The organism is Burkholderia sp. MR1-5-21, from assembly GCF_053427715.1.
Genome location: NZ_JBSAXD010000016.1, coordinates 91,389 through 116,721, shown reverse-complemented (window position 1 = coordinate 116,721; position 25,333 = coordinate 91,389). Strand labels below are relative to the sequence as shown.

Below are 25,333 nucleotides of genomic sequence, written 5' to 3'. Positions count from 1 at the left end.
GCTCCGGAGCCGCCCGTGATCCGCGCCCTCTACGCCGCCGAACGCGCCCGACTGTTCCGCTTCGGCGTCTCCGGCATCTGCTCGACCGCGATCCATACGCTCGTCGCGTCGGCGATGTTCGCGCTGCTCGATGCATCGCCCGTCACCGCGAACGCGGTCGCGTTCGTCGTCGCGACCGTGTTCTCGTATCTCGCGAACACCTTGTGGAGTTTTTCGGCGACCGTGCAGTGGAGCAATCTGCTACGGTTCCTCGTCGTGGCGGTATCGGGCCTCGTCGAGACGATGCTGCTCGCGCGCGGCACCGAGGCGCTCGGCCTCGCGCCCGGGTGGAGCATCGTCGCGGTCGTGCTGTTCGTGCCTCCGGTGACGTTCGTGCTGCACCGGCTCTGGACGTACCGGGAATCCGGCACGGACAGTGCCTGAACGCATGCCGCTGCGTCGGATGGCGGGACGGCAATCGAACGCAAGCGGGCTCGCACGCAAACGCCGCAATCCTGCGACGCGGCTTCGGCCCGACGTCGATTCCGGCCACCCGGCCGACCGGGCGGCATTCCATCTCCAGCCAGGAGCAAGCCATGTCATCGCCCGCGAGATCCGCATCACCCCCGTCAGGAGCGCGATGGCTGACGCCGCAGCGAATCTCGCTGTATGCCGGCGCGTTGCTCATCTCCCAATGCACGCTGGTCGCGATGTGGTGGTGGCAGCACGTCGTGCAGAAAGCGCGCGACGTGCCGATGCTCGGGTGGGATTTCGTCGTGTACTGGAGTGCATCGAGTCTCGCGCTCCGTCGCGGCGCGGCCGCTGCCTACAACTGGCAATGGCTTCACGCAGTGGAAAAGACGGTCTACCTGCCGCTGTTCGAGCCGTTCGCGTATCCGCCGACTTTCCTGTTCACGATCTACCCGATCGCCCTGCTGCCGTTAGGCGTTGCGATCGCCGCATGGTCAGTCCTCGGCGTCGCGTGCTATCTGCTGTTCGTCAGGGCGGCCGTCGTACCGAACGACCGTCGCTGGCTGTTGCCCGCCCTCGCGTTTCCTGGCATGTGGCTCTCGCTGGTCGCCGGTCAGAATGCGCTGTTCACGCTGGCGCTGAGCGGAACGGCGCTGCTGCTGCTCGACCGGCGGCCGGTCGTCGCGGGCGCCTGCATCGCGCTCCTCTGCATCAAGCCGCAGCTCGGCGTGCTGTTCCCGCTATTTCTGCTGTGCCGGCGGCACTGGATCACGCTGGCGTCCGCGGCCGTGTTTTCGCTGCTCTATTGCGGACTGGTGTGGCTTGCACTCGGCACGGACACCTATCTCGCCTTCGCACATGCGCTCACGACGTTTCATCACGTCGTCGCGGAACATTCCGTCGGGACCATTCGCGGCGCGCCGACCGTGTTTGCGATCTGCCGCGTCGCGGGCGTATCAGTGGGTGTGTCGTATCTCGCGCATGCCGCCGTCGCCGGCGCCACGGTCGCGGCCTGCATCTGGCTCTGGCGCACGAACGCCCGCTTCGGACTGTCCGCTGCCGCGCTGGGGGTCGCGACGATCCTGGTTCAGCCATACCTGATCTACTACGACCTCGCGTGGCTCGCGTTGCCGATCGCGTTCCTGACCGTCGATTACGCGAAGCATGGCGCCGACACTGTCGAAAAAGTCGTGCTGATCGCCGCGTGGCTCATTCCCGCGCAGGCATTCGCCGCCGTGCTGATCGGCACGTTGCCACAGTGCGCGCCCGTCGTGCTCGTCGCGTTGCTCGCCGTCATCGGGCGACGCCACCTGAAATTGGCAAGGGCCTTGCAATCGACACAGCGCTCGCCACAGCCATGTTGACGTTGGCCGGCGTGCGCGCGGCGCCATGACGAAGGCCCGCACGGCCCGGTCGGCGCGACGCGCAACCGCGCGCGCCGTGCCCGACCCGACAGCAACGAACCGTTCCGGCGCCCCGTCAACCGACCCGCCGATGCCCCGCGTCGCCCGACGGCGGCCCTGAAGGCGCGCCGTCCGTCCCGCCGTTGTCGCCGTTGTCGTGATCGTTGAGCCCGTGCTCGATCATCATCCGGTACAGCGTCACGCGCGAGATGCCGAGTTCGGCGGCCGCCTTGTTGATCCGGTGATCGTTGCGCAGCAGCGCATTCTCGATCGCGGTGCGCTCCGCGAGCGCGCGTGCCTGCTCGAGCGTGATGGGCTCGGTTTCGCCGGGGGTCTCGAGCCCGAGATCGTGCGGCGTCAGCAGCCGGCTCTCGGCCATCACGATGCCGCGCCGCACGCGGTTGATCAGCTCGCGCACGTTGCCGGGCCATTCGTAGCGCCGCATCGCGTCGAGCGCGGCCGACGTGAAGCCGCTGATCTTGCGGCCGCTGTCGGCCTTGTATTTCTGCAGCACGTAGTGCGCGAGGATGTCGATGTCCTTGCCGCGCGCGCGCAGCGGCGGCTCGTGGATGCGCAGCACGCACAGCCGGTGATAGAGGTCCGAGCGGAAGCGTCCTGACTCGACCGCGCCGTCGAGATCGACGTGCGTCGCCGACACGATCCGCACGTCGACCGGGATCGATTCCTGCCCGCCGAGCCGCTCGATCTTGCCTTCCTGCAGGAAGCGCAGCATGCTCGCCTGGCTTTCGAGCGGCATGTCGCCGATCTCGTCGAGGAACAGCGTGCCGCCGTGCGCGCTCTCGATCCGTCCCGCGCGCCGCTGGTTCGCGCCCGTGAACGCGCCGCGCTCGTAGCCGAACAGCTCCGATTGCAGCAGGTGATGCGGGATCGCGCCGCAGTTGATCGCGACGAACGGCCCCTTGCCGCGGCCCGAACGCTCGTGGATCGCGAGCGCGGTCAGCTCCTTGCCAGTGCCGGATTCGCCCGAGATGAACACGCTCGCGTCGGTCTTCGCGACCTTGCGGATCGTGCTGAACAGCTGCTGCATCGCCTCGCAGTTGCCGATCATCCCGTGCTCGCCGATCGATGCCGCATAGGCCGCGCCGTCGACGCGGTCGAGCGCCGCCATGCCGCGCGCATGGCCGAGGACGTGCGAGATCCATTCGTAAGGGAGCGGCAGCGTCACGTAATCGAAGCAGTAGCTGCGGATCATCTCGCGCACCGCGGGGCCGATCGACACGCCGGCCCGCGCGATCGAGATCCAGCCGATCGCCGGCTGGCTCAGGCACCCCTTCAGCGCGGGGTACTCGCGCGACGTGAATCCGGTGAAGTCGATCAGGCCCGCGGCCACGCCGACGCCGGCCGTCATGTTCTGCGCGGCGCCGGCCGTCTTCGCGATCGAGATCTCCCAGCCGAGCGCGCGAAGCTGGTCGAGCAGCGCCTCCTCGGGCGAACGCGCGATCACGAACAGCTTGCGCCCGGCTTCGGGCGCGGTCACGGACACCGACGGCCCATCGGCCGACGCTCCCCTGGTGGGATCGGATGACTTTGAAACCATCGTTGCTCCCCGTTCTGCGTTGGTATCGCGCTTCGGCTCACTGCCGCAGCACGCGACAGACCAGACGTTCGAACCCACATATTCGCCGGATTTCCGTCTGAATAAAATACCCCGGGCAACGATCGCACCGGATTACTTCCTGTCTTGAACGGTATATCGGTGCCGGCGACGGTCGGCTAGATGGGTGTTATCCCGGTAGTGCGAACGGTGCGAAACGGGCTGGCGCAGGCCGGCGCACCGCGCGCCCGCACGCTCGTGCGGGCCGCGCCTTGACGCGCTGCGCAACGCGTTGCCGTGCAAGGCGCCGGCGAGGTTTCGGCCAGCGCCCGTGTCGGGGCCGATCCGACGCGGAACGCGGCATATGCGGCGCTGCGGAAAACGCTTGATTTCGGTCAATCCTCAGACGTGACCGGCTGACGCACGCGCACAACACGCGGCGCGCGCGCCGTTTGCCGGGGCGCCGCCGCGCATCAGCGGCCCGACGTCATCGGCGCGAGCGCGCCGGCACGGCCACGGCCGGACGACGCGGCATCATGCCCGCCATACCTGGCGACGATCGCATCGACTTGCGCGAGATGATGGCGGTTGTCGTGATCCCACGGATGGAAGCCCGGCCGGAAAAAGCTCAGCCATTCGCGCGTGATGCGCGGGAACAGCCCGCGGCGCGGCCCGTACAGGAACGCGATCATGCGCAGCATGCCGCGCACGGGATGCTTCGCATCGCGGTCGCGCCACAGCAGCGTCACATGCATCAGGAACACGGTCGGCCAGAACGTGAGCGTCGTCACGAGATAGACGCCGATGCGGATCAGGTAGCGCCGCGCGCCCGGCTCCATCGCCGCGTTCCACACGTCGAACGACACCGACTTGTGCTCGGTTTCCTCGAGCGCATGCCACACCCACATCTGCCGGTAGCCGTCGACCGAGCCGGCGAGCCGCGACGGGTCGCGCAGGATCCAGTCCGCGAGCATCGCGGTGTAGTGTTCGGCGGCGACGGTATGCGCGAGCTGCACCGAATGCGGCAGCTTGCGCTTCATGAAGCCGAGCACGGCCCACACGCGGCGGTCGAGCTTGCGCGCGGGCAGCCGGTTCGCCTGCAGCAGTTCGTTGTATTCGACGTGCTCGCGCGTATGCATCGCCTCCTGGCCGATGAAGCCGAGCACCTGCTGCTTCAGCACCGGATCGTCGATCCGGTCGCGGTAGTGGCGGACCGAATCCATGAAGAAGCGCTCGCCCGCCGGAAACAGCAGCGACAGCGCGTTGAAGAAATGGGTCACATGCGATCCGAGGCCATGCCAGTCCTTCGCGCGCTCGACCGGCAGGTCGAAGCGCAAATCGCGGCGCACCGGCATCACGTCGGCGGCGGTGGTTGATGCGGCTGACTTCATGTTGGTTCGTCTCCGGTCCCATGCTTCGCGGCCGGCAACAGACACCGGCCCGGCAGACGCCACCGAAAATCGTGACATCGGCAGATGTAACGATAGGCGCCGGGGGTCAGGACGCGCAAGCGACGCGGTAGACGCGCGCTTCCAAACACGGTGCGGTGAAAATCGTGTGAAACATACCCGTCCCGCGACGCGGATGCGGGGGGGCGATTCGAACACTTGCCGGCTTCGCCGGCGGTCCGGCGGACGACGCCGGAACCGGGCGCGAGCCCGGCCGGACGCACGCGCGACGCGCCTCCCGCCGGTCGGGCCCGCGCTGCGCGCGTCACGGCGGCGCTCCGGATGAAAACGAATTCATACGCGTGCTGCGATCGTCCGCCGCGCGAACGGCCGTGCCGTCGCGGTTCGATTCAAACGCGCGTTCCAACGGCGATCCGGGCCGCCGACCCGCGGCGCGACGGCAGCTTGCATCGGCGCCCCGCCCGCGACATGCGGCGGCGTACGGTCCGCTCGCCTACAATAGCGGTTTCACCCAATCCTACTCAGGAGAAGTCATGGCAGTCATCACGACCGAATCGGGCCTCAAGTACGAAGACCTCACCGAAGGCACCGGCGCCGAGGCGGTAGCGGGCCGAACCGTCAGCGTGCACTACACCGGCTGGCTGACCGACGGCCAGAAGTTCGATTCGAGCAAGGACCGCAACGACCCGTTCGCGTTCGTGCTCGGCGGCGGCATGGTCATCAAGGGCTGGGACGAAGGCGTGCAGGGCATGAAGGTCGGCGGCGTGCGCCGCCTGACGATCCCGCCGCAACTCGGCTACGGCCCGCGCGGCGCGGGCGGCGTGATTCCGCCGAACGCGACGCTCGTGTTCGAAGTCGAACTGCTCGACGTCTGACTCTGACGCGGCTGTCCGCCGTCCGCCCGATGGAACGCATCCCGTCTCCCGCCATTGCGCTGCGCCGCTACGACGCGTCGGAAGCGTCGGACGTGCACGACTTTCATCAGGTCGTGCTCGGCGTCGACGGCGCGATGGTAATGGAGGTGGACGGCGTCGGCCAGCGTATCGACCGGCACGGCGCGTGGCTGATTCCGGCCGGGTCGCGCCACGACTACGCGGGCCTCGGCGACAACCGCCAGCTGGTGCTCGACCTGCCCGCGGCGTCGCTCGCGGTGCCGCAGCGGATGTTCGACACCTCGCGCGCGGTGGCGATCGATGCGGACCTGGCCGCGCTCGTCGCGCAGCTCGCGGCGGCCGTTGCGGTGCAGCCGGACGAGACGGCCGGCGACGCGCAATGCGCGGCCGCGCATCGCTTCCAGTGGCAAGCCGCTGCGCGGCTGTGCGGCGCGCTGCTCGGCGACAGCAGCCTCGCCGCGCCCGCGGCCGGCCTCGATTTCGCGCGCATCGACCGATGGCTGCGCGCGCGGCTCGCCGAGCCGCTGCGCATCGCCGACCTCGCCGCGCATTGCGGCTATGGGATGCGCCGGTTTCATCAGCTGTTCGTCGAAGCGTTCGGCGAAACGCCGCATCGTTATCTGCAACGGCTGCGGCTCGACAGCGCCGTCGTCCTGCTTGCCGACGGACGGCATCCGCTCGCGGACGTCGCCGGGATGGTCGGTTTTGCGGACCAGAGTGCGTTCACGCACGCGTTTACGAAGCGGTTCGGCGTCGCGCCGGGGCGGTGGCGCGGCGAGCGGCATTGATCCGTCGTTGAGCGCCAATGAGCGGCCGTTGCGCGGCCGTCTTGAGGGTTGGCATGGCGGATAGGCCGCAGGACGGATCGCGCCTCTCGCCTCTCGCCTCTCGCCTCTCGCCTCTCGCCTCTCGCCTCTCGCCTCTCGCACCTCGCACCTCGCACCTCGCACCTCGCACCTCTCACCTCTCACCTCTCACCTCTCACCTCTCACCTCTCACCTCGCCGTTCGAATCTCGCGCTTCGGAACGCCCCTTCGCACGTCCCCCTTCGCGTCCAGAACAATCCGACCCGTGTTTCCGCCGGCGTATCGACATTTCACAACACAATGAAACGTCATCCACGCGCACCGTCCTACGATCGACGCATGGATACCCCGAACCCCGCCCCCACCTTCCCGCCCGCGCTGACGCGCATCGTCGCGACCGTCAGCATCGGTTTCGTCGTCACGCAGCTCGACGTGACGATCGTCAACATCGCGCTCGCGCATGTCGCCGCCGACCTGCACCTGACCGTCGCCGGGCTGCAGTGGGTCGTCGATGCCTATACGCTGGCGTTCGCGGTGCTGATGCTGTCCGGCGGCGCGCTCGGCGACCGTTTCGGCGCGCGGCGCATGTATGCAGCCGGCATCGCGCTGTTCGCGATCGCGTCGCTCGCGTGCGGCGCCGCCACCCGGCCCGAGATGCTGATCGCGGCCCGCGCGCTGCAAGGCGTCGGCGCCGCGGCGATGCTGCCCAACTCGCTCGCGCTGCTCAACGACGCGAGCCGTCACGATCCGCGGCTGCGCGCACAAGCGGTCGGTTGGTGGACCGCCGCCGGCGCGATCTCGATCGCCGCGGGTCCGGTCGTCGGCGGCCTGCTGATCGCCGCATGGGGCTGGCGTGGCATCTTCCTCGTCAATCTGCCGCTGTGTGCGGCCGGGCTCGCGGCGACGGTCGCATGGGTGCCGGCGAAGCCCCGGCCGGCAGCGAGCCGTGCGATGGCGCCTGCGATCCCGCACGCGCCACGCGCGCTCGACCTGCGCGGCCAGACGCTCGCGATCCTGATGCTGACCGCGCTGACCGGCGCCGTGATCGAATGGCGCCCGCTCGGCCTTGCGCATCCGGCGGTGGCGGGCGGATTCGCGCTGGCCGTCGTCGCCGCGCTCGCGTTCGTCGCGGTCGAAGCGCGCGCGGCCGCACCGATGCTCCCGCTGTCGCTGTTCCGCAGCCGCACGTTCAGCGCGGCGGTGCTGTTCGGCATCTGCGTGAATCTCACGTATTACGGGACCGTGTTCGTGCTCGCGCTGTATCTGCAGCGCGTGCGCGGCGAATCGGCGCTGCAGGCGGGCCTTGCATTCCTGCCGCTGACGGGCGGATTCCTGCTGTCGAACATCGCGAGCGGCAAGATCGTCGCGCGCCGCGGTCCGCGCACGCCGATGATCGCGGGCGCACTGGTCGCCGCGCTCGGCTACGGGCTGCTGCACGGCGTGGATGCGGCAACGCCGCTCGCCGCGCTGCTCGTGCCGTTCCTGCTGATTCCGGCCGGCATGGGACTCGCGGTGCCCGCGATGACGACCGCCGTGCTCGCGTCGGTCGCGCCCGAACGCGCGGGGATCGCATCCGCGGTGCTGAACACCGCGCGGCAGGCCGGCGGCGCGATCGGCGTCGCGGCGTTCGGCGCACTGGCAGGCGGCGCCGGCGCGCTGCACGTGGCCGACGGGCTGCGCATCGAAACCGCGATTTCGGCCGCGTTGCTGATCGCAGGCGTGGCGCTGGCGTGCATGGTTCGACCGGATGCGCACGCCTCGGATACCGCGCCGCGCACCGGGCGCACCGTGCAAGCGATTGACTGACGAGCACCGGGCGCATCCCGCGCCTACGCCTACGCCTGCACCTGCACCTGCACCTGCACCTGCACCTACGCCTACGCCTACGCCGAAGCCGAAGCCGACGCCGAAGCCGACGCCAAAGCCGACGCAGCAAAAACCGCCGCTCAGCGTGCCGCGCCCTCGTCGTCGGCCACCACCTTCCTGACGACCGTCTCGGCCGCCTTCAGCGGTCGGCCGTCGTCGTGACGCAGCGCCAGTTTGCGGATCGCCCGGCCGGTCTTGCGGTCGACCAGCACCGAGTGCCTTTCGCCGCGCTCGAACAGGTGCGCCTCCCCCCACTGGCGCAGCATCACGATGACCGGGAACAGCCCCTCGCCTTTCTTCGTCAGCGCATATTCCTGGTACGCGGTGCCGTCCGACGCGGGCACGACCTCGAACACCCCGGCCTCCACCAGCATCCTGAGGCGGTCCGACAGGATGTTGCTTGCGACCCCGAGGCTCGTGCGGAAATCGCCGAAACGGCGCACGCCGTCGAACGCGTCGCGCACGATCAGCAGCGCCCACCGGTCGCCGACGATGTCGGTCGCCCGCGCCACCGGGCATGGCGAATCCGCGAGACTTTTCTGTCTGGCCATCTTTCTCTCCGCTTTCTGCTCGTTCATGCCGGCCGCCTGAGAGGCGATCCCGGCGATCTGCGCGCAGGCTCCGCACCCACCGCACAACAAGTTGCATTTTAAAACTTCTTTTCCTACACTCACACCAGTTTCAAATTGCAACTACTTGACGCGAGGAGCACGGATGGATTCTTCCTGTACATCGGTCGCGGCGGATCACACGCCGCCCGCCACCGCTGCCGACGCCAGCCTGTCGACAGCGCGCGTCGCGCTGCTGGCCGCGTGCTGCGCGGCGAGCGTCGCGAACGTCTATTACGCGCAGCCGCTGCTCGATTCGATCGCGCGCGACTTCGGCATTCCGCACGCCGAAGTCGGCGGCGTGATCACCGCGACGCAGCTTGGCTGTGCGCTTGCGCTGCTGTTCGTCGTCCCGCTCGGCGATCTGCTGAACCGCAAGCGGCTGATCGGCGCGCAACTGGTGCTGCTGGCGGTGGCCTGCGCCGGCGTCGCCGCCGCGTCGTCGCGTGTCGCGCTGCTGGCCGGGATGGCCGGCGTCGGGTTGCTCGGCACCGCGATGACGCAGGGCCTGATCGCCTGTGCGGCCGCGCTCGCGGGCGATGGCGAACGTGGCCGCGTGGTCGGCGCCGCGCAGGGCGGCGTCGTGATCGGTCTGCTGGCCGCGCGCTCGCTGGCGGGGCTCGTGACGGATCTCGCAGGCTGGCGTGCCGTGTATCTCGCGTCCGGCGCGGGCGCGCTCGTGATGCTCGTCGTGCTGTCGCGGCTGCTGCCGGACGTGCGTGCGCGCCGCGTACCAGCCTCGGCTACGCGGCGTTGCTGGGGTCGATGGGGACGTTGCTGCGTGGGGATCGCGTGCTGCAGGTGCGCGGCACGATCGCGCTGCTGATGTTCGCAGCGTTCAGCATCTTCTGGAGTGCGCTGGTGCTGCCGCTCAGCGCGCCGCCTCACGCGATGTCGCATACGGCGATCGGCGCGTTCGGCCTCGTCGGCGCGCTGGGCGCGGCGGCGGCCGCCCGTGCGGGACGGCTCGCCGATCGCGGCCTCGGCCAGGCGACGACCGGCGTGGCGCTCGCGCTGCTCGCCGTGTCGTGGCTGCCGCTCGCGTTCACGACGGCGTCGATCCCGCTGCTGATCGTCGGCATCGTGCTGCTCGACGTCGGCGGACAGGCGATTCACGTCGTCAACCAGAGCATGATCCTCGGCACCCGCCCGGATGCGCAGGCGCGCCTCGTCGGCTGCTACATGCTGTTCTATTCGGTCGGCAGCGGCCTCGGCGCGATCACGTCGACGCTGGTCTATGCGCGCGCCGGCTGGACCGGCGTCTGCGGGCTCGGCGCGGCGGTGAGTGTCGCCGCGCTCGGGTTCTGGGCGGCCACGCTGAAGCGCGCGCGGTAACGCCGCCCGACGCGTGGCTGTGCGGCCGGCCGACGGCACCGGTGTCGCCCAGCAGCCGTGCCGCGTCTCGCACGGCTGCTATGGCTGCAATGGCCGGTCGCAGGTCCGGCGAGCGCGGGCGCGCTCAGCTGGCCCGGATCGCCTCGTCGTACACGTCGGCGACACGCCGTGCGATCACCGCGTTGTCGAAGTGGTCGCGCGCGTAGCGCTTGCACGCGATTTCGTCCGGCAGCGCGATCGCGCCCGACAGCGCGGCGCCGAGTCCGTCCGCGATCGCGTCCGCGCCGGTCGACGGCAGCACGAGATCGTCGGACAGCCCGGCCACCGCCTCCGGCAGCCCGCCGACCGGCGTCACGAGCACCGGCGTGCCCGACGCGAGCGATTCGACGGTGATGAGGCCGAAGCCTTCGAGTGCGACCGTCGGCACGACGCTGACCGTCGCCGCACGGTACAGCGCCGCGAGATGCTGGTCGGGTACGAAGCCGAGCAGTTTCACGTTGTCCTGGAGTCCCTCCGCATCGATGCGCTGCTGCAGCTCCTCGGCCAGCTTGCCCTTGCCCGCGATCAGCAGCAGCACGTCCGGGTGGCGGTGCTTGACGAGCGCGATCGCGTCGATCAGGTCTTCGAGCCCCATCCGGCGCACGAGCCGCCGCACCGCCAGCACGATCGGCCGGTCCTGCGGCAGCTGCAGCTTGTGGCGCGCCTCGCCGGGCGTGAGCGGCGTGTCGAACTGCGCGGTGTCGACGCAGCCGGGAATCACGCGCACGCGCGCCGGATCGATGTCGTAGCGGCTCGTCAGGATCTGGCCGAACGCCTGCGACAGCACGATCAGCCGCGACGAACGCGCGTAGACGGCCTGCTCGAGATAGCGCTTCGCGCGCTGCCCGAGCGACGCGGCGCCCTCGACCTGGCTTTCGTCGGCCCACGGGCCCTGGAAATGCGACACCTGCGGAATCCCGCGCGTGACGTCGAGGCCGGGGAACGTGTACAGCGCGAAATGCGACGAGATCACGTCGGGCCGTTCGCTGCGGATCGTGTCGCGCAGCGCGCGGCGCGCGGCCAGCATCCGGCGCGCAAGCGGCTCCGATGCGGGGCCAAAGCCGCGGATCGCGCCGCCCGTGTCGTTCGCGACCTTCTCCGAACCCGCGACGAGCCCGCGCACCGCGACGCCTGCGCCCGGCAGCGCGCCGACGAGCGAGTAGTACATCCGGTCGAGGCCGCCCGCGCGTTCGGGAAACCAGTGCATGCCGATTTGCAGCGATTTGATCGGCCGGGAAGAAAGATTCGTCACGATTGCTCCTGCGTGAGCGCATGCTCGACGCGCTCGAATGCGCTCGGCTGCGAGGGTTGGCCGATGCGCCGGTAAAGCGCAATGTACTGGGCGCCCATGTGCGCCCAGCCGAATCGGGTCATCAGTTCACGTGCTGCGTCGCCCATCGCGCGACACGTGTCGCGCGACACCGCGAGCGAGCCGATCGCCTGCGCGAGCGCGGCCGGATCGTCCGGATCGTCCAGTACGATCCCGCACTCGCGCGTGATGATCTCCGCGCCGCCCGCCGTGCGCGCGGTGACGACCGGCAGGCCGGCCGCCATCGCCTCGAGCAGCGACAGGCTCATCGCTTCGTAGCGCGACGGAAACACGTACGCGTCGACCGAGCGCATCAGCGTCGGCATGTTCTTGACGAGCCCGAGGAAATGCACGCGTGCGTCCAGCCCGAGCGCGCGCGCCTCGTCCGGATACGGGCTGCCGGGCAGCCAGCCCGCGACCGCGAGGTGCACGTTCGCCGGCAGCTTCGTCAGCGCCTTCAGCACGGTGCCGAGGTTCTTGCGCGGCGTGCGCAGGTCGCCGACGAACAGCAGCAGGAACGCGTCGGCCGGCAGCTTGAACGCCGCGCGGTCGGCCTGCGCGTGCGCGAATGCGCTGCCGTCCACGCCGTTGTAGATCACGCTGATCTTGCCGCGATCGATGCCGAGCCCGGCGATCTCGTCGGCGACCTTCCCCGACACCGCGGTGATCGCGCGCGAGCGCCGGTATGCCCAGCGTTCGAGCGCGGTGTTCACGCGCGTGTAGACGTACTGGTACGCGGACCACAGCCCCTTCGTCGGCCCGAACGGGTAATACGGGCTCTTGAACCAGCCGCCGTGCACGAAGTGCGCGGTGTTCACGTCGGCCTTGATCCACGAGATGAAGCCGTTGACGTGCAGCACGTCGTATTCCGCGCGATGCGTGCGCAGCCACGACGCGCTCTTCAGCGCGAACACCTGCTGCTTGACGAGGTTCGACGGCCAGAAGCGCCCGACCTTCACGGGCACCCAGCGCACCCGGTGGTCGGCCAGCAGCTCGGGCGCGACATGCGACGCGACGAGCGTCACCTCGTAGTTCTCGGCCAGCGCGGCGCGGGCGATTTCGTAATTGACGCGGCCCTGCCCGTCGTTATGACGCACGACATGCGTGACGATCGCGATTCTCAATGGTCGGCTCCCCGTGAGTATGCGGCGGCGATCTGGCGCCGGGCCTTCTGCCAGTGCGCCGCGGAAAGAATCGAAGAAATGGCGGTGAACAGCAGCAGCCCGCCCGTGCCGATCAGCGAGTTCGTGAACACGAGCATCGCGACCACCGACAGGCACAGGCTCAGGCATGCGCCGACGAACTTGTCCTTGCGCTGCTTGAGCGCCGCGCGCAGCGTGCGGCCGAGCAGCAGCGCGATCCCCGCGAGATACAGCAGCGTGCCGGGCCAGCCGAGCACGAACGGCACGTTCATCACGCCGCTGTCGAAGCTGCCGTACTTGCCGAGCTCGCCGCTGTCGCTCGACAGCTTCGTCGACGCGCCTGTCGCGCCCATCCCTTCGCCGGCGACGTCGGTAAACGCCGTCTCCGCGAAGGTCGCGTAGAACTTGTTGCGGTCGTCGTAGCTGCGGTCGTCCTTCAGGTTGGTGATCGACTGCAGGCGCGCGCCGAGCCGGTCGGCGACGGGCCCGACGGTCAGCAGCGGCACGCACAGCCCGGCCAGCACGACCGCGCTGATGAGGATCCGCATCCGCACGCGGTTGCTCGACTGCACGAGCTGGATCGCAAGCGCGATCACCCAGCCGCCCCACGTCGAGCGCACGAGACACAGCGCGAACGAGATGAAGCCTGCCGCACCTGCGACCCAGCGGATCTTTTGCGGCGCCGCGAGCACGAACACCAGCGCGCCCATCATCGCGAACGCGAACGGCCCGGACGAGTTCATCGTGCTGAACACGCGCACGCCGTACGGCACCGGCTCGCCCTGCGAACCCATGTCCGAACCGACCATCCACAGCACGTCCCACTGCGGCATCACGAAGTACTGCACGACGCCGTACGCGCCCATCACGAGCATGCCCCACATGAACGTGGACAACAGCACATCGCGGTACTCGGGATAGTCGCGCGCGTTGACCATGATGTGAAAGCCGATCAGCACGGGGTACACCCAGTTCGCGAGGTCGTAGGTCGCCGCCATCACGCCGCTCGACACGATGCCGACGAGATACGCGTACGCGAGCCCGAACAGGATCAGCAGCACCGGAATCCCGCGCCGCTGCGCAAGCGCGCGGTAATGACGCAGCAAGCCCAGGCCGGCGATCATCGTCACGGCAAGCGGCGCGATCTGGATCAGGCTCGTCGGCGTGAACGCGCCCTTCGACCAGTCGGCGAGACGCCGCACCTCGGGGCTCAGGAACCACACCCACCACATGAATCCGACATAGCGCGCCGGACTCTTGAAATACAGCCACAGGCCGACCGCGATCGACAGCGCAGGGAACGCAAGCGTCAGCACCGAGCCCTGGTGCGCGGCGATCAGCGCGGCAGTGAAGGTCCATAGCCCGGCCTGGCCGGCCCAGTGCTTCGGCTCGGCGAACCAGCGGCGCGAGCGGGACGACGTGGACGAGGGGGACGGGGCGGCAATCGACGTACTCATTGCACTTGCACTCATTGCGACGACGACGGGCGGGAATCCGCGAGCGGCATCGATACGCCGGCCGCCGCCGGCGTGCGGCGCTGGCGCAGCAGGTCGCGCGTGATCCGCACGTGCTGCGCGGCGAATGCCTGCGTCGTCAGGTCATGGTCCCGCAGGCGCGCAGCAGCCGCCTGCGCACACTTGAGCGCGAAGCCCGGCTCCGCCGCGAAGCGGTCGGCTGCCTGGCGCATCGCCTGCGCATCGAACGGCGGCACGTAAGCGGCCGTGTCGTGCGGGAAGTAGTCGGCGAGTCCGCCGACATCGGACACGATCATCGGCTTGCCGACCGCGGCCGCTTCGAGCATCACGGTGATGCCCGACGCGTGGAAGTTCGGCCGCAGCGGCACGACGATCACGTCGGCCCACTGATACAGCTCATGCTGTTTCGCGAGCCCCGATGCCGAGCCGATCTTCACGTTCGGCGCGTGCCACTCGCGCGGCACGCGGCGGCGCGTCGCGAGCCGCACGTCGTAGCGCTCGTCGCCGCCGAATGCCGCGAGGAAGGTCCGCCAGTCGCGATCGCGGTCGTTGCCGATCGCCGCGATGCGCAGCGGCCGGTTCGGCAGCCATTGCTGCGGCTCGCGGATCGGGAAATCCTGCGTGTTCAGCCCGTAATAGACGAACAGCGCGTCGCGATGCAGATAGCGGCGGCACAGCTCCGCGTTGTCGCGCGCGAGCGTCGTCAGCACGTCGGCGCGTGCGAGCAGCTTGCGATAGAGCCAGCGGCGCGGCGCGCCGAAGCTCGACCACTTGTCGTACAGCCACACGCTCTGCGCGAGCAGCAGCGGCCGCTTGCCCTGTGCGCCCGCGAGCTTCAGGATCAGCGCGGCGGCGAGGTGTTCCTGCTCGGTATGCGTCCAGATCACGTCGGTGTCGATCAGCGCGGCGCGGTTGCGCCATGCGTGGACGATGTCGAAGCCGAGCGCCGCCTTCAGCGCGCGGCGCGCGACGCTGGCGAGGCGGTTCTCGCGCTTGTCCTGCGAATAGGTCAGCTTGAATTCGTCAGATTCGGCGTGGTGATAGCCGTACAGGCAGCCGATGTCGTCGCCTTTCCGGTAAGTACGCGGATCGGCGCCGTAAAACAGGTGGACGTGCACTTTCGTGGTAGTCATGTCAGCCTCCGCCGGGCCGCCCCAAGGAGGCTGACCGCCCCCTCGGGGGGCAGCGAACAAAGTGAGCGTGGGGGTCGTTTCATTTCAAGCCCTCCGGGGTTGGCCGTGCGGGATGCGCGCGGCCCGTTAAGGCGTCACCGGCGGCAGCGCCGCACGGTGGGGGGCATGCGTCGCGCGGCGGGCGTCGCGCGCGCCGCGGCGCACTGCACGCCAGTGCTCGCGCACGCGCTCGCCGTCAGCCGAGCGCAGCGCGAGCACGACGTGCGCGAGGCCCGGGTACACGCGCGTGCCGACGACCGTGTACCACCACCACGCGATTTCGCGGCGCAGCGGCGGCAGATGCTCGCGCAGGATCAGGTGCAGGTTGTACGCGGAATTGCTGACCGCGTTCAGCGATGCGGCGTCGCGCCGGTTGTCGTCGAAGCGCTCGGCCGGAAAGTGGTCGACCGCGACGAGCGGGTCGTACACGAGCTTCCAGCCGTCGCGCTTCACGCGCATGCTGAACCCCATGTCGTTGTGCACCTGCGCGCCGGCGCCGCGCAGCCGCGTGTCGAAGCGCAGCCGCTCGATCGCCGCACGGCGATAGCTCATGTTCGCGCCCTTCAGCATGTCGACCTCGCGCGCACCGCCGACTCCAAGGTGGTGGTTGCCGATGATCTTGCCGGACGCGGTCAGGCGGCCGACGAGCGGACGCGATTCGTCGAGCACACGGCCTTTCTCGTGCACCCAGTCGCGCCCGCCGACCGCGCCGACGCGCGGATCGGCCAGGAACGCGGATTCGATGCGCGCGAGCCATTCCGGGCGCGGCGCCGCATCATCGTCGGTGATCGCGACGATGTCGCCGCTCACCGAGTCGAGCCCCTTGTTCAGCGCGGCGACCTGCCCCGGCACGTCGACCGGCACGATGCGCAGCGGCAGCGTGCCGCCGACCGACGGATCGGCGAGGCGCTCGTGCGTCGCGTCGTCTTCCGGGCGCGCGACGACGATCACCTCGTCAGGCAAGCGCTGCTGGCGCTGCAGCGCCTGCAGGCAGCGCGCGAGGTCGGCCGGACGCCGGTAGGTCGGAACGAGCACGGAAATCTTCATCGTTGGTTCTCCTGTCCTCTTTCGAAGCCGTCAGGCGCTCAGGTATTCGTGGACAGCCATATAGCCGCGGCCATAGCCGCGCGTCTTCGGCGGCACGCCGTTGAAGATGCCGCCTTCGAGGTCGACGCCCGCGGTGCGCAGCCGCTTGATCGCATCGGCGATCTCGGCTTCGGTATGCATGCCCGAACGCAGCACCATGAACGTCGCGCCCGCCATGCGGCCGATGATCGTCGCGTCGGTCACCGCCAGCACCGGCGGCGAATCGATCAGCACGACGTCGTAGCGCTTGCCGAGGCCCTCGAGGTACTGCGGCAGGCGCGTCGACATCAGCAGCTCCGACGGGTTCGGCGGGCGCGTGCCGGCCGCGATGAACGACAATCCCGGCACCGGCGTCTCGCGGACCGCATCCTCGAGCGCCGACTGGTCGCTCAGCAGCTCCGACAGGCCCGGCTGCGCGGTCAGGCCGAAGTAGCGTTCCAGCACGCCGCGTCGCATGTCCGCGTCGACCAGCAGCACACGCTTGCCGGAGTGCGCGAGCAGCACCGCGAGGTTGACCGTCAGGAAGCTCTTGCCGATCCCGGGCGTCGGGCCGGTCAGCACGATCACGCGGTTCTTTGCCTCCATCAGCGCGAACTGCATCGCGGTGCGCAGGCTGCGCAGGCTTTCGATGCTCGGGTCCTTCGGACGCAGGCTCGCGAGGATCGCCCGGGTGCGCCCGCCGCTCTTCTCGGCCGTCGCGTCGAGGCGCACCTGCTCGGCGCTCTGCGGCACGAGCCCGTACAGCGGCAGGTTGAACGTGCGCTCGATGCGGTCCGGATCCTCGATGCCCTGGAACATGTTGCGGCGCAGGAACACGACGCCCGTGCCGAGGATCAGCCCGAGGAACACTGCGGCCGACAGGATCAGCACCTTCTTCGGCTTGACCGGGTCGCCCGGACGCAGCGCCGAGTCGACGAGATGGATGTTGCCGCCCGTGCCGGCCTTCTGCACCGACAGTTCCTGCACGCGGTTCAGCAGCAGCACGTAGATGTCCTCGGCGACCTTCGCGTCGCGCTGGAGCTGCACGGCCTTCACTTCGGTCGCCGGCAGGCTGCGGAAGCGGTTCGCGTACTTGTCCTTCTCGGCCTCGAGTTCGCCGAGCTGCTGCTTCGCCGCGATCACGAGCGGATGCGAATCGGTGAAGCGCTGCGCGAGCGACGCGAGCTGCAGGCGCTGTGCGGCGATCTGCTGCTCGTACTGCACGCTGCCTTCGAGGTAGACCTTCGCCTCGTCGCTTGCGTTGATCGAGCCCGACGTGCGCTGGTACTGCGTCAGCGCGGCCTCGGCACGCTCGAGATCGGACTTCAGGCGCGGCTCCTCGCTCTTCAGGAAGTCGAGCATCTTGGTCGTCTCGGTCTGCTTCGCGATCACGTGCTGGTTCAGATACGACTGCGCGAGCGCGTTGGCGATCGCCGCGGTCTGATCCGGATCCTTGCCTTCGAGCGAGATCTGCACGACGCCCGTCTGCTTGCCCTGCTCGGTCACCTGGATGCCGGACTGGAAGCCGGTGATCGCGTCGAGGTCGTTGTACCGGACCACCGTGAACTGCGTGCCCGGACGCGCGGCCAGCTTCGACACCATCAGCGTCACGCCGCCGCCCTGCTCCGCCTCGCCGACGCGGCCGGCCAGCAGCCGTCCGCCGTTCTCGTCGGCAAGCGAGTAGGTGCCGTCGGGGCCGGCGGTCAGCGTCAGCTTCTTGCCTTCGAGCGCGGGCACGACATTGACCGTATCGATGTCGGCGATTTCGCCGCCCCACGCATACGAGCGCAGGCCGAGCCACGGCTTCGCGGGCTGGCCCGGCGTCGCGAGACGCGCGGCCAGGCTGCCGAGCACCGGGATCGTCTTCGGCATCACCGAGAAGTTCAGCTTGAACTGCTCGACGACCGGCGCGACGACGCCGCGGCTCTTGATGATTTCGATTTCGGCATCGGTCGGCGCCTGCTGCGGGCCGCTGTTGATCATCGCGCCCGTCTGCGTCTGCGTCAGTGCTTGCGACGTGTTGTCGTTGCCTTCGACGCGCACGTGCACGTCGGCCTGATAGACCGGCTTCGCGATGAAGCAGTACAGGCCGGCGAGCGCGACGACCGTCACCGCGATGCCGAGCAGCAGCCAGATGTCGTCGAAGATGACCTGGATCAGCTGGCCCAGGACGACGTCTTCTTCCTCGGTCTTCGCGGTCAGGTCCGCGTAGGAGTTCTTTGCTTGCGTGTTCACCATGTGTTCCCGCTTGAGTGGTGCCGGGGCGGGATCGCCGCCCCGGCGGTTCATCAACGCGTGATCTGTCGCATGTAGAAGATCGTCTGAATCGTCGGCAGCACCTGCTGCAGCACGCGGTTGAACTGCACCGAACCCGCGGTGTCGACGTACACGACATCGAGCGGTTGCAGCTGGAAGCGGCTCGACAGCATCAGCGAGTCAGGCTGCGTCATGTCGAGACGGAACACTTCCGGTTTGGTCGGGTTGTCGCGCATCCCGCGCATCACGTAGATCTTGCGCGGGTTCGCATCCGTGTCGAGGATGCCGCCGCCCGACGTCAGCGCATCGGCGATCGTCAGCTTGCCCTTCAGCATCGGGATCGCGACCGGCGTCTTGACTTCACCCATGATGAACACGCGGCTGTCGCTGCGGTCCGGCACGTTGATGATGTCGCCCTGCTGCAGCATCACGTTCTGCTTCACGTCGCCGCGATCGAGCACGCCGTTCGCGTCGAGCGTGTAGAGCTTGCCGTCGCGCGTGAGGCGGATGCGCTGCAGGTCGGCGTCGGACGTCGAGCCGCCCGAGCGCGAGATCGCGTCGACCAGCGTCAGCGGCACGTCGCTCATCGCGAGCGGGCCCGGCTGCTTCACTTCGCCCGTCACCTGCACCTTCTGGCTGCGGTAAGACAGCACGCGCACGTCGATCTGCGGATTCTTCACGTAACGCGCGAGGCTCGTCGCCAGTTCGTCGCGGATCTGCGAGATCGTCTTGCCCGCCGCGCGGACGCGGCCGACGAACGGGAAATAGATCGTGCCGTCGGCGCCGACGGTCTGGCCATACGGATCGGCCTGGCCCGGCAGCGCAGTCGTATACGGCGCCTGCAGCGCGCCCGCGACCGACTGCGTCGTGTTGCCGCCGCTCGAGAACGACTGGCCCTGCGGCGTCGTCAGCTCGGGGTGGTCCCACACGGTCACGCCGAGGATGTCCTGCGGCCCGACGCGATACACGTACTGCGACGGATCCGTGTAGCGCGACGGCGGCAGCGGGTGCGCCATCTGCTGCTGTTGCTGGAGCTGATCCATGATCAGCTTGGCGTCGATGTAATGAACCGGATAGGTCTCGGCCTGTTGCGTCGGACCTTCGTCCTTCAGGCGCGAACCGTCGAGATAGTTGCCGGGCGCGGTTGCGCAGGCTGACAGAAAAGTCGTCAGCGCAAGGGAAAGCGCCACAGGGCGCATTGAGCGAGTCAGCATAGTCTTTGCAGCCATCCTTGAACCAGACGTTCGATCAATGTGTAGCTTTCGCGATAGTCGGCCTCGGGGCCGCCATGCGGATCGGCGATTTCGGCGCCCTCCCACTTGCCGAGGAGGTGCACCTTGCCGCGCGCGAACGGGTCGACGGATTCGACCGCCGCGATCTGCGCGCGCTCGCTGACGAGAATCAGGTCGGCGTCGCGCACGATCTTGCGGGACAGGCGCCGCGAGCGATGCGTCGTAGCATCGACGCCGCGCTCCGCGAGCAGCCGGCGCATCATCGGATCGATGCCTTCGCCGACGTTCGCATCGACGCCTGCCGAGTGGAATGTCACGCGCGGCCCGCCGCGCACCGCGGTGTGCGACTTGAACAGCATTTCCGCTGCCGGGCTGCGGCAGACGTTCGCGTGACAGACGATCAGGATGTTTCGGAACATGGCGTATAGCGGGGCCTCACGCGTTCGCGCGCGCGGCTCCCGGAATCCGTGCGGCGACCGCCTGGCGCGAGCCCGGGCGGCCGATCGGGTGATATTCGATGCCCTGCTCGCTCATTGCTTCCGGCTCGTACAGGTTGCGTCCGTCGAAGATCACGGGCGACTTCCAGAGACGGCCGAGCGCGGTGAAGTCCGGGCTCTTGAACACCTTCCATTCGGTGACGATCACGAGCGCGTCGGCGTCGCGCGCGACCTGCGATTCGTCGTCCGCGTACGTGAGGCGCTCGAGCCAGCTCGGGTGGCTCGCGAGATCGAGCGCGATCACGCGCTGCGCCTCGTGCTGCGCGACCGGGTCGTACGCGGTCACGCGCGCGCCGCGCGACAGCAGCTCGGCGATCAGCTCGCGGCTGGGCGCCTCGCGCATGTCGTCGGTGTTCGGCTTGAACGCGAGGCCCCACAGGCCGAACGTGCGGCCCGTCAGGTCCTCGCCGAAGCGCGCGATGATCTTCTCGGCGAGCACGCGCTTCTGCGCCGCGTTCACCGACGACACCGCCTTCAGGATCTGCAGCGACTGGCCGTGCTCGTCCGCGGTGCGGATCAGCGCCTCGACGTCCTTCGGGAAGCACGAGCCGCCGTAGCCGCAGCCCGCGTACAGGAAGTGGTAGCCGATGCGCGGATCGGAGCCGATCCCGCGCCGCACCGCCTCGATGTCCGCGCCGAAGCGGTCCGCCAGGTTCGCGAGCTCGTTCATGAACGAGATGCGCGTCGCGAGCATCGCGTTCGCCGCGTACTTCGTGAACTCGGCCGAACGCACGTCCATGTACAGCGTGCGCTCGTGGTTGCGGTTGAACGGCGCGTACAGCTTCTTCATCAGCTCGCGCGCGCGCTCGCCGGGCACGTCGTCGTCGCAGCCGATCACGATGCGGTCCGGCCGCGTGAAGTCGTCGACCGCCGCGCCTTCCTTCAGGAATTCCGGGTTCGACACGACCGAGAACATCTGGTCGCCGCCACGTTTCGCGAGCTCCTCGGCGACGGCCGCGCGCACGCGCTCGGCGGTGCCGACGGGCACCGTCGACTTGTCGACGATCACCTTGAAGCCGGTCATGTAGCGGCCGATGTTGCGCGCGGCGGCAAGCACGTACTGCAGGTCGGCGGAGCCGTCCTCGTCGGGCGGCGTGCCGACCGCGATGAACTGCACGTCGCCGTGCGCGACCGCGGCTTCGACGTCGGTCGAAAAGCGCAGGCGGCCCGCCGAGCGGTTGCGCGCGATGATTTCCTTGAGGCCCGGCTCGTGGATCGGCACGCCGCCGTTGTTCAGGATGTCGATCTTCGTCTGATCGACGTCGAGACAGAACACGTCGTGCCCAATGTCGGCGAGGCATGCGCCGGTGACGAGCCCTACGTAACCGCTGCCGATGATAGTCAGATTCATGATGTGTCGGACCTCTTGACCAGTGATTCGAAATTCGGAGAAAGCAGGTTGCCTGCCCTCGGTATTCAGTACGCGTTGCTGCCGGTGAAGCCTTTCCACAGCGTCAGCGCGACGATCTTGATGTCGAGCCAGAACGACCAGTTCTGCATGTAGTAGAGATCGAGCTTCACGCGCCCCATCATCTTCTCGACCTGGTCGGTCTCGCCGCGAAAGCCGTTGATCTGCGCCCAGCCCGTGATGCCCGGCTTGATCCGGTAGCGGAACATGTAGCCCTTGACCAGATCCTTGTAGATGTCGTCGTGCGCGAGCGCATGCGGGCGCGGGCCGACGACGGACATCTCGCCCTTCAGCACGTTGATGAACTGCGGCAGCTCGTCGAGGCTCGTGCGGCGCAGGAACCGGCCGACCGGCGTCACGCGCGCATCGTTCTTCGTCGCCTGCGTGACCTTGCCCGCCACTTCCTGGTGCACCTTCATCGAGCGGAACTTGTAGATCTCGAACTCGTGGCCGTCGATGCCCTTGCGCTTCTGCCGGAAGAACACGGGCCCGTGCGACGTCACCTTGATCAGGCACGCGATCGCGAGCATCACCGGCGCGAGCATCGTGAGCGCCGCCAGCGCGAACAGCCGGTCGAACACGAACTTCGGCAGGATCCGCACGTCGGTGATCGGCGACGCCGCGAGGTTGATCGCCGGCACGCCGAGCAGCTCGACGACTTCGTGGTTGAAGAACGACAGGCTGCGCACATCCGGGATGAAGCGGATGTTCACGAAGTCATGGCGGAACATCGTGACGATCCGGTTGATCTGGCGCTCTTCCGAGATCGGCAGCGTGAGCCACAGTTCGCGGATCGCGCGGCTGCGCACGAGCCACACGAGCGAGTCGAACTGCCGCTCGATCCGAACGTCGTCGAGTGCCACGTCGCTCGGGGCCGCGCTTTCGTCATACACGCACACCGGGTTGAACCCCGCTTCCGGCTGCGCGCGCATCTGCGCGATCAGCCGCCGCGCCGCCGGCGTGCCGCCGACGATCGCGACCGCCTTCAGGTTGTAGCCGCCGCGGCGCAGTTGCCGCAACGCAGCGTGCACGCACGCCTTCGACGCGGCGAGCAGCGCCATCGTCGAGACGGCCCAGTAGCCGAGCCACAGCCGCGACAGGTCGCCCGACTGGTGAAAGCTGAAGCTCATCAGGATGCCCGCGAGCTCGACGACGAGCCACGCGAACGCGACGCGCCCCATCAGCCCGACGAGCCGCTTGCCACGCCACGACTGATAGATCCCGAACGCGGGAAAGAACACGACGACGAGTACGCAGTCGAACAGCACCATCGTGCGTTGCAGGTCGTCGAGCCAAACGATGCGTCCACCGTGCAGCGCGGCGGCGGTCAGGGCTCCCGTCACGACCATCGCGATGTCGATGATTCTCGCCAGCACGCTCAACATGTTCGCTTCCTCTTTGGACAGGCGTTTGCCGAACAGCTCCTTGCGCAGCCCCTGCCGCGCATTCGATTCAAACGTTGCATGACGCTATTGAACCGGGAAGAAAATACCTCCGGCAAGTCCACAAGTATTTCGAAAATTAATCGGAAATTCTTGCCGGTCGATCGAGTATTTATATCGGCATGTTTTCCCGGATTTGCAGGAAATATCGATGTTTTCAGGTTCGTTACACCGCCGCGGGCGCCTTTACAGGCCTGCGATGCGCGGGAGCATGCGGAATTATTTTTTATTTTTTTATTTACCCGGCATGGTGCCGCGGAAAATTTTCCCTGCAGATAGAAAGATGAATATGGGATGAATGGTACGGTTTTATTGTCGATTTACTTCATGCTACAACGACAGGCACTGACATCACTCTGGGAGTGCCATCATGAATGCTCCGGCCGTGGCAGCCGATACGCGCCAATCTTCCTCCGCCGCTGCAACCGCGGGCTCGCGCGTCGCGGTGCAGCCGGTGATCCTCGCCGGCGGCTCCGGCACGCGCCTGTGGCCGATGTCTCGCGAGCACTATCCGAAGCAGCTGATCGGTCTGCTCGGCGACCATTCGCTGCTGCAGTCGACCGCTTGCCGCCTCGACGGCCTCACGGCCGGCCATCCGCTGAACGACGACGTGCTGATCGTCTGCGGCGAAGACCATCGCTTCACGACGTCCGAACAATTGCGCGCGATGGCCAAGCACGCGACGATCATGCTCGAGCCGCTCGGCCGCGACACCGCGCCCGCGCTGACGCTTGCCGCACTGCGCATCGTCGCCGACGGCGGCGATGCGGTGATGACCGTGATGCCGGCCGACCACGCGGTCGCCGACCTGCCGCGCTTTCACGCGGCCGTGGCCGCCGGCGTGCAGTGTGCGGCGCAAGGCAAGATCGCGACGATGGGCATCGTGCCGGACCATGCGGAAACCGGCTACGGCTACATCCGCGTCGGCAGCCCGATCGGCGCCGCTGCTGACGGCATCGACGTGCGGCGCCTCGACCGCTTCGTCGAGAAGCCGCATCTCGAGCTCGCGCAGCAGTACGTCGAATCCGGCGAATACTGGTGGAACAGCGGCATCTTCATCGTGCGCGCATCGGTGTGGCTGAACGCGATCCGTCATTTCGAGCCGGCGATCTACGCGGCCTGCGAACAGGCCGTCGCGCAAGGCAAGACCGACGGCGATTTCTTCCGCGTCGATCGCGACGCGTTCGCCGCGTCGCCGTCCAACTCGATCGACTACGCGGTGATGGAGCCGCTCGCGAACCTGCCGTCGGTGTGCGAGTGCGTCGTCGTGCCGCTCGATGCGGGCTGGTCCGACGTCGGCTCGTGGGACGCGATCTGGCAGATCCTGCCGAAGGACAACGCCGAGAACGTCGGCCGCGGCCACGTGCTGTTCGAGGACGCCGAGTCGACGTTCGCGCATTCGGAAAGCCGGCTCGTCGCGTGCGTCGGCACGCAGAACCTCGTCATCGTCGAGACGCCCGACGCGGTGCTCGTCGCCGACAAGTCGCGCGTGCAGGACGTGAAGAAGATCGTCGGCCGCATCAAGGCGGAACGCGGCGCGGAAGCGACCGATCACCGCAAGGTCCATCGCCCGTGGGGCCATTACGACTCGGTCGACATGGGCGAGCGGTTCCAGGTGAAGCGCATCGTCGTGAAGCCCGGCGCGCGGCTGTCGCTGCAGATGCATCACCACCGCGCCGAGCACTGGATCGTCGTGCGCGGCACCGCGCGCATCACGCGCGGCGACGAGACGTTCCTGCTGTCGGAAAACGAATCGACGTACATCCCGCTCGGCGTGTCGCATCGCCTCGAAAACCCCGGCAAGATGCCGCTCGAACTGATCGAAGTGCAGTCGGGCTCGTATCTCGGCGAAGACGACATCGTGCGCTTCGACGATACCTACGGCCGGCAGTAACGCCTGCATGCGCAAAGGGCGCCGTCATCGAACGGCGCCCTTCGTGCGCGACATGCGCGGCGCGCTCATGCGCCGCG

19 protein-coding genes and 1 pseudogene are annotated in these 25,333 nt (G+C 68.3%); 7 read left to right on the top strand and 13 right to left on the bottom strand.

Annotated features, from left to right (window positions below; all coding sequences use genetic code 11):
- The first annotated feature begins 15 nt into the window (after positions 1-15).
- Positions 16-423, top strand: coding sequence for a GtrA family protein (locus ACV229_RS22100; RefSeq protein WP_448085235.1), 408 nt, complete (start codon positions 16-18; stop codon positions 421-423).
- Between the two features lie 236 nt (positions 424-659).
- Entirely contained in the window at positions 660-1,814 is a 1,155-nt protein-coding gene (locus ACV229_RS22095) for a glycosyltransferase family 87 protein (RefSeq protein WP_448085234.1), read from the top strand.
- Positions 1,815-1,929: 115 nt separating this feature from the next.
- On the opposite strand, the gene ACV229_RS22090 is transcribed toward ACV229_RS22095, so the two are convergent.
- On the bottom strand, positions 1,930-3,411 hold the full coding sequence (locus ACV229_RS22090; protein WP_448085233.1) for a sigma 54-interacting transcriptional regulator: 1,482 nt from the start codon (positions 3,409-3,411) through the stop codon (positions 1,930-1,932).
- Positions 3,412-3,881: 470 nt separating this feature from the next.
- Complete coding sequence (locus ACV229_RS22085; protein ID WP_448085232.1) at positions 3,882-4,799, bottom strand: metal-dependent hydrolase; 918 nt, start codon at positions 4,797-4,799, stop codon at positions 3,882-3,884.
- 551 nt (positions 4,800-5,350) lie between these two features.
- Here ACV229_RS22085 and ACV229_RS22080 point away from each other — a divergent pair.
- The 3 genes from ACV229_RS22080 (at position 5,351) to ACV229_RS22070 (ending at position 8,322) form a co-directional block, all read left to right on the top strand.
- Positions 5,351-5,692, top strand: coding sequence for an FKBP-type peptidyl-prolyl cis-trans isomerase (locus ACV229_RS22080; protein ID WP_448085231.1), 342 nt, complete (start codon positions 5,351-5,353; stop codon positions 5,690-5,692).
- A gap of 29 nt (positions 5,693-5,721) precedes the next feature.
- The gene (locus ACV229_RS22075) at positions 5,722-6,498 is read left to right on the top strand and encodes a helix-turn-helix domain-containing protein (RefSeq protein ID WP_448085230.1); all 777 of its coding nucleotides are present in this window, start codon (positions 5,722-5,724) and stop codon (positions 6,496-6,498) included.
- 357 nt (positions 6,499-6,855) lie between these two features.
- Positions 6,856-8,322, top strand: a complete 1,467-nt coding sequence (locus ACV229_RS22070) for an MFS transporter (protein ID WP_448085229.1) — start codon at positions 6,856-6,858, stop codon at positions 8,320-8,322.
- Positions 8,323-8,462: 140 nt separating this feature from the next.
- On the opposite strand, the gene ACV229_RS22065 is transcribed toward ACV229_RS22070, so the two are convergent.
- Positions 8,463-8,933, bottom strand: a complete 471-nt coding sequence (locus ACV229_RS22065; protein ID WP_448085228.1) for a winged helix-turn-helix transcriptional regulator — start codon at positions 8,931-8,933, stop codon at positions 8,463-8,465.
- Between the two features lie 163 nt (positions 8,934-9,096).
- Here ACV229_RS22065 and ACV229_RS22060 point away from each other — a divergent pair.
- A pseudogene (locus ACV229_RS22060) lies at positions 9,097-10,325 on the top strand (MFS transporter).
- A 124-nt stretch (positions 10,326-10,449) separates the two neighbouring features.
- On the opposite strand, the gene ACV229_RS22055 reads toward ACV229_RS22060, so the two are convergent.
- The 10 genes from ACV229_RS22055 to ACV229_RS22010 form a co-directional block, all read right to left on the bottom strand.
- Positions 10,450-11,571 carry a glycosyltransferase family 4 protein gene (locus ACV229_RS22055; protein ID WP_448085297.1) on the bottom strand — a complete coding sequence of 374 codons (1,122 nt, stop codon included), beginning with the start codon at positions 11,569-11,571 and terminating at the stop codon, positions 10,450-10,452.
- A gap of 41 nt (positions 11,572-11,612) precedes the next feature.
- Positions 11,613-12,797 (bottom strand): glycosyltransferase family 4 protein, encoded by a 1,185-nt coding sequence (locus tag ACV229_RS22050; RefSeq protein WP_448085227.1) that lies wholly within the window; start codon positions 12,795-12,797, stop codon positions 11,613-11,615.
- Positions 12,794-14,272, bottom strand: a complete 1,479-nt coding sequence (locus ACV229_RS22045; RefSeq protein ID WP_448085226.1) for a glucose-6-phosphate isomerase — start codon at positions 14,270-14,272, stop codon at positions 12,794-12,796. Before ACV229_RS22045 ends, ACV229_RS22050 begins: the two co-directional genes overlap by 4 nt.
- A gap of 11 nt (positions 14,273-14,283) precedes the next feature.
- On the bottom strand, positions 14,284-15,423 hold the full coding sequence (locus ACV229_RS22040) for a glycosyltransferase family 4 protein (protein ID WP_448085225.1): 1,140 nt from the start codon (positions 15,421-15,423) through the stop codon (positions 14,284-14,286).
- A 126-nt stretch (positions 15,424-15,549) separates the two neighbouring features.
- Positions 15,550-16,509: a glycosyltransferase family 2 protein gene (locus ACV229_RS22035; RefSeq protein WP_448085224.1), complete on the bottom strand. Its 960-nt coding sequence runs from the start codon at positions 16,507-16,509 to the stop codon at positions 15,550-15,552.
- A gap of 30 nt (positions 16,510-16,539) precedes the next feature.
- Positions 16,540-18,765, bottom strand: coding sequence for a polysaccharide biosynthesis tyrosine autokinase (locus ACV229_RS22030; RefSeq protein ID WP_448085223.1), 2,226 nt, complete (start codon positions 18,763-18,765; stop codon positions 16,540-16,542).
- 50 nt (positions 18,766-18,815) lie between these two features.
- Positions 18,816-19,997 (bottom strand): polysaccharide biosynthesis/export family protein, encoded by a 1,182-nt coding sequence (locus tag ACV229_RS22025; RefSeq protein WP_448085222.1) that lies wholly within the window; start codon positions 19,995-19,997, stop codon positions 18,816-18,818.
- Positions 19,991-20,434, bottom strand: coding sequence for a low molecular weight protein-tyrosine-phosphatase (locus ACV229_RS22020; RefSeq protein WP_448085221.1), 444 nt, complete (start codon positions 20,432-20,434; stop codon positions 19,991-19,993). The genes ACV229_RS22025 and ACV229_RS22020 overlap by 7 nt, the downstream gene beginning before the upstream one ends.
- A 16-nt stretch (positions 20,435-20,450) precedes the next feature.
- The gene (locus ACV229_RS22015; RefSeq protein WP_448085220.1) at positions 20,451-21,863 is read right to left on the bottom strand and encodes a UDP-glucose dehydrogenase family protein; all 1,413 of its coding nucleotides are present in this window, start codon (positions 21,861-21,863) and stop codon (positions 20,451-20,453) included.
- A 65-nt stretch (positions 21,864-21,928) separates the two neighbouring features.
- Positions 21,929-23,305: an undecaprenyl-phosphate glucose phosphotransferase gene (locus ACV229_RS22010; RefSeq protein WP_448085219.1), complete on the bottom strand. Its 1,377-nt coding sequence runs from the start codon at positions 23,303-23,305 to the stop codon at positions 21,929-21,931.
- A 427-nt stretch (positions 23,306-23,732) separates the two neighbouring features.
- Between ACV229_RS22010 and ACV229_RS22005 the strand changes: the two genes are divergently transcribed.
- A complete protein-coding gene (locus tag ACV229_RS22005) occupies positions 23,733-25,256 on the top strand; it encodes a mannose-1-phosphate guanylyltransferase/mannose-6-phosphate isomerase (RefSeq protein ID WP_448085218.1) in 1,524 nt (507 codons plus the stop codon).
- The last annotated feature ends 77 nt before the right edge of the window (positions 25,257-25,333 follow it).

What these genes read in the sequence shown, in the direction of transcription:
- ACV229_RS22055 (WP_448085297.1), bottom strand. Translation starts at nt 11,571, where the DNA reads ATGCACTGGTTTCCCGAACGCGCGGGCGGCCTCGACCGGATGTACTAC.
- ACV229_RS22085 (WP_448085232.1), bottom strand. Translation starts at nt 4,799, where the DNA reads ATGAAGTCAGCCGCATCAACCACCGCCGCCGACGTGATGCCGGTGCGC.
- ACV229_RS22025 (WP_448085222.1), bottom strand. Translation starts at nt 19,997, where the DNA reads ATGCTGACTCGCTCAATGCGCCCTGTGGCGCTTTCCCTTGCGCTGACG.
- ACV229_RS22020 (WP_448085221.1), bottom strand. Translation starts at nt 20,434, where the DNA reads ATGTTCCGAAACATCCTGATCGTCTGTCACGCGAACGTCTGCCGCAGC.
- ACV229_RS22065 (WP_448085228.1), bottom strand. Translation starts at nt 8,933, where the DNA reads ATGGCCAGACAGAAAAGTCTCGCGGATTCGCCATGCCCGGTGGCGCGG.
- ACV229_RS22035 (WP_448085224.1), bottom strand. Translation starts at nt 16,509, where the DNA reads ATGAAGATTTCCGTGCTCGTTCCGACCTACCGGCGTCCGGCCGACCTC.
- ACV229_RS22045 (WP_448085226.1), bottom strand. Translation starts at nt 14,272, where the DNA reads ATGAGTACGTCGATTGCCGCCCCGTCCCCCTCGTCCACGTCGTCCCGC.
- ACV229_RS22040 (WP_448085225.1), bottom strand. Translation starts at nt 15,423, where the DNA reads ATGACTACCACGAAAGTGCACGTCCACCTGTTTTACGGCGCCGATCCG.
- ACV229_RS22080 (WP_448085231.1), top strand. Translation starts at nt 5,351, where the DNA reads ATGGCAGTCATCACGACCGAATCGGGCCTCAAGTACGAAGACCTCACC.
- ACV229_RS22015 (WP_448085220.1), bottom strand. Translation starts at nt 21,863, where the DNA reads ATGAATCTGACTATCATCGGCAGCGGTTACGTAGGGCTCGTCACCGGC.
- ACV229_RS22005 (WP_448085218.1), top strand. Translation starts at nt 23,733, where the DNA reads ATGAATGCTCCGGCCGTGGCAGCCGATACGCGCCAATCTTCCTCCGCC.
- ACV229_RS22010 (WP_448085219.1), bottom strand. Translation starts at nt 23,305, where the DNA reads ATGTTGAGCGTGCTGGCGAGAATCATCGACATCGCGATGGTCGTGACG.
- ACV229_RS22030 (WP_448085223.1), bottom strand. Translation starts at nt 18,765, where the DNA reads ATGGTGAACACGCAAGCAAAGAACTCCTACGCGGACCTGACCGCGAAG.
- ACV229_RS22070 (WP_448085229.1), top strand. Translation starts at nt 6,856, where the DNA reads ATGGATACCCCGAACCCCGCCCCCACCTTCCCGCCCGCGCTGACGCGC.
- ACV229_RS22075 (WP_448085230.1), top strand. Translation starts at nt 5,722, where the DNA reads ATGGAACGCATCCCGTCTCCCGCCATTGCGCTGCGCCGCTACGACGCG.
- ACV229_RS22090 (WP_448085233.1), bottom strand. Translation starts at nt 3,411, where the DNA reads ATGGTTTCAAAGTCATCCGATCCCACCAGGGGAGCGTCGGCCGATGGG.